Source organism: Thermogutta sp. (assembly GCF_014359955.1).
Lineage (GTDB): Bacteria > Planctomycetota > Planctomycetia > Pirellulales > Thermoguttaceae > Thermogutta.
On sequence record NZ_JACIYL010000362.1, the window covers coordinates 1 to 4,262 of the forward strand.

At 57.1% G+C, this 4,262-nt stretch carries 2 protein-coding genes and 1 pseudogene; 1 reads left to right on the forward strand and 2 read right to left on the reverse strand.

Annotated elements, in window-relative coordinates; genetic code table 11:
• On the reverse strand, nt 1–1,751 hold a 1,751-nt coding region (locus H5U08_RS11325), incomplete at its 3' end, for a Gfo/Idh/MocA family oxidoreductase (protein WP_297033068.1).
• A 117-nt stretch (nt 1,752–1,868) separates the two neighbouring features.
• Nucleotides 1,869–2,885 carry a hypothetical protein gene (locus tag H5U08_RS11330; RefSeq protein WP_297033070.1) on the reverse strand — a complete coding sequence of 339 codons (1,017 nt, stop codon included), beginning with the start codon at nt 2,883–2,885 and terminating at the stop codon, nt 1,869–1,871.
• A 979-nt stretch (nt 2,886–3,864) separates the two neighbouring features.
• Here H5U08_RS11330 and H5U08_RS11335 point away from each other — a divergent pair.
• Nucleotides 3,865–4,262 (forward strand): annotated as a pseudogene (locus H5U08_RS11335) (hypothetical protein); the annotation flags it as partial.

The window sequence follows — 4,262 nt, forward strand, 5'->3', positions numbered from 1 at the left end:
TAGCGGCTCAGATCGGGTTTGACGCCATCCGGGGTTTCATCATTATCGATATCAAACCATTCCGGCTTGAATTCGATGCGGCGCCCCTCGCGAGCCGCTATGTTGGTCGTCAAAGCAATGACGGCGTCGGCCAGCGCCACTTTTGGATAACATCGCGGATGGATTTCCGGATCGGCGGCATTGGGATTTCGGCGGATGCACCAGGCCCAGTGCTCGATTTCCTCTCGGTAACCCCGGCTGACCTTGGCCGTGGCCATTTGGCCCAATCCCTCGGCCCGTTTTTGCGCAGGACCGCTGGCCTGGGTGTCGAGAACCGGACCACCAGCGTTCTGGCTCACCCCCACCGACGCGGAGGTGTCGGCGCCCGCGAACAGCATGGCCTCCTGCTCGCGTTCCAGAATCAACGTTCCCTTGGTGCCGAAAACGATCTCGCCGTATCCGCCGAAACCATTGCCATTGATCGACGCATACTGGACAGCGATTTTCTTCAACTTCCCCACCGGATCGTTGGGATCGTAACCCGGTGCAGGAAATTCGATAATGCAGTACACATGGTCTTCGATCTCGCGGTCGAGCGGAAAGATCGGGCGGTTCCCCGCCGCCACCACATTGAGCGGCAGTTGCTTCTGTCCTCCGTGCATGGCAGCGATGAAGATGGAAGCCGCATCGAGCTGATGGCTGCCCAGTTCCGCCATGAGACCGCCGCCTGTCCGCTCCCACAACCGCCAGCGGATGAGCTCTTCGATAGCAGGCCGGAAGTACTTTTGATTTCCCGCCACCAGGGTCTTGTCCTGGTAGCCGTACTCCTTCACCTTGTCGATAATCTCTTTGTCACGAATCTGGGCCTCCACCTGGGCCAGCATCTTTTCCAGACGTTCAACCTCGGCGGTGACCGGACGAGCCGACTTTTTAGCTTCTTCCACTGCCTGTTTCAATCGCCGCTGCTGTTCAACCAGGGTGAGGTGGCTTTTGTCGTCCGGCTTGGCACCGGGCGGCAATGGCATCGACCAGCTATCCCGACCAGGCAGATTGCCACGGTGCCACTGCGCTCGGATGTAGTGCAAATCCCCTAGCAAGCCCCGCCGAATCATATCGGTGGCGTTTTCATAAAGAATGTTGTAGTGGCGCTGGTGTCCCACCGCGAGATGGACCGCGGCCTGCTTGGCCATGCGTGCCATTTCCTTGCACTCATGAACGGAATGGCCCATCAATTTCTCGGTGAGCACATGCTTGCCGAGTTTCATGGCAGCGATGGCGGCCGGGGCATGCAGGTGAAGCGGGAGCGCGATGATCACCGCTTCGATATTGTCCTTTTCCGCTTTCAGGAGATCCTCATAATGGCCGTAGACCTTGATGTGCTTTCGGGCCTCGTCTTCGGTCTTCCATCCATACACCTTGAGGAGACCCGGCCGAGCTTCCATGGCCGCCTCACTTGACCAGTCGCCGTGGAACGCCCGATGGATGTTGTACGGCCGGATATCGGCAATCGCCACGATTTCAATGAATTCCGGGTTGCATGCGCCGATGAGGACCTGCCCCTCATCCCCGGTGCCGAGCACGGCCACGCGCAGGGGCTTCTCGATGGTGCTTTCGTAGCCGAAGTAGAACGCCCCCACACTGCCGCCGGCCGCCATGGCCGTCAGCAATCCCGCCTGGAGAAAGTCGCGGCGTGTGACCTCCAGATTGTTTCCCAGCGCGCGATGAAAATTGGCTTTACCGACTTCGCGTTCTTCCGGTGTCAGATTCATCATGCCGTTCCTTTTATCGATAACCTTTCAGACAATGACCGAATGTAAATCCTGCTGTTTTCGATTCTCTTTAATTCTTTCAACCGGCGGGCATTCAGTCACCTCAGCACCGTTCGCCGATCAATCGCCTTTTGGGGCTGGTTCCGGGGTTGTTTCGCTCTTCCGCGTACCACCGCAGCATTTTCCCAGACATCTGCGGAGCGGCAAACACACCCCGTAGTACAGGAAATAATCGAGACCGGCCCACCGTCCGACTGGCATGGCAGCCAGGGCCAGGAGGGCCATCATCTCCACGAAGTTCTTATCAACAAGCAGGGCATGCCCCACAATCTCGGGCGTTTTTGGCACGACGGTGGGCCACGGCCACTGCGTCATCACCACGAAAGCAAGAAACGCTGCGCCTCCCAGCGCTGCCAGGCGCGTGAACGCTCCCACCATCAAACACAGGCCGATGGCCGTCAGAGAATAAGTCACTACCACATTGAGCAATTCTGTCTTCGTCGCAGCAAAGGGCAAACGCACGGGCAATCGCTGCGTTTCACAGAGGGGCACTTTAATCATACCGCGAGACTTTTGCTCCGGAGTGAGAATCTCCCACAAGGAACTCAGATAAGCCCGGCCCATGTTATCGATCTCTGAAAACCACGCGGCCGCTTCACTTCGCAGCTTTTGTTGCCTTTCCCAGAGGTGTTCCCTCTGGAAGTAAGCCCCAAGGTTACGCGAGGCCTTTTCTTCCTTCTCGAACCGTTCCAGGCTGTTGAAATGAGCCAGAATATCGTCCCGCTTTTGGGCCAGGTAATTGTTCAGGGCCTTCACGAAACGATCACGCGTGGCTTCGGCCTGCCGCTTTTGTTTGTCGTCCATGCGATAGTAGCGGACATACTCATCGCAGGCCTTTTTCCAGGCTTCCTCATACGCAGGGGAAATGACCACAAGTTCCCCGTCCTTGGTTTTGACAATCTGCAATCGGATCTTCCCGTCTATATCGGGAACCATGGCATAAAAGAAGGGAGCAAACGGTCCCTTGGCCTGACTGAGGAAGGGCTCGGCGGAGAACTTATCGCGGTTGGCAATCTTCCAGACACCTTCGTACAGAAAGTGCCAGCCAATTGTGATCCGCAAAAGCACCAGGAGCACGACTGCTCCTAAACCGATGGTGAAGCTTGACCGGTTCAGGGCTAACCTCCTTCCTATATGCGACCGGCCACTTACCGGTCCAGACCTCGATGATGCCCAATGACGGAATAAAAAGGAAGGCTTCTGTTGACGGGGAGGGGATGCGGCCGGAGAAACCCTATCCCGTTCCTCATCTTTGCTCATTTTAATTCGATTTTTTGCATTCTGCCACCTGGTGGGAAGGCTGTCTCGGGATCTTGAGGTCCCCCGCAAAACCGCGGAGCATCCACAATTTTTTCGCCGATGCCCCTTCCCTTTGCACGTCGCCGGAATACCCCGTCTTTTCTACGCCCGGCGGATTTGATTGGTTTTTGGCGTTGGCCAGATACTCCATGCAGCCCACCCTGTCCGCCCGGGACCCAGGAATCAATCCCGATCGATTCGGCGAACGAGTACGCGGCAAGGCCCGCGTCCCCGTCCGCGCTAACATTATATGCGGATGAAAACGGCTCCCACATCTCTGGGGACGAGGTAATTCAGCACGTGACTAATGAGTTTTCTCTCGGCGTTTAGCCAGGTGGGACCACCCGCCCCCCAATCCTAAATATGTCGCCCTTACTTGTACAAAGGGGCATTTTTGTTGGTGGCCAGGCTGGCGACGAAATCGACGCCTGCCAGAAAAGTCTCCGGGGCGTTGGCCCCTTCCTTCAGAAAGTAAATACCGCCTCCGAGAAATCAACGATCATTCTTTGCTGCACAGACCAGTTCGCCGATAAACTGGAAAACCGTGTCCCGTCTTATCCGTCGCGCTCTTCAGTTCCCAGGGCGGGTGAGCTCATCCCCCCTGCCGACTTGAGTTTCCCCACCCCGTGCGGCTTGTCCGGCAGGCGGCAAGTGACGATAATGAGGCGTCGATGTGTCCGCACCAGCCGCGATGTCGGCTATCCAGCCGGGACGGTCAATGCAGTCGAAACATGCTTCGTTGGGGGAGAACCAAACCATGCTGCGGATGTGGAAACGCCGAGATTTTATTTCAGGAATGTTCCTGGGTGGAGTCGCGGGAAGCCTGGCCTGGAATGGTCTGGCCCGTGCCGAAGACAAGCCACGATTTGGTGCAGAGGCGGCGTTTTCCGCGATCCGGTCCGGCAGGAAAATTCCCGTTATTCTTGACACCGATATCGGTGACGATATTGACGACACCTGGGCCCTGACACTTCTTTTGAAATGCCCGGAATTGGATGTCCGCCTGGTCGTGGGCGACAACAGAAACGCGATCTACCGCGGAAAACTTATTGCAAAGCTGCTGGAGGTCGCAGGACGCACCGATGTCCCCGTGGGGCTTGGGGTGGGATTGGAAGAGCGGCCAAGCAGGCAGTCACGCTGGGTTGCCGACTACGA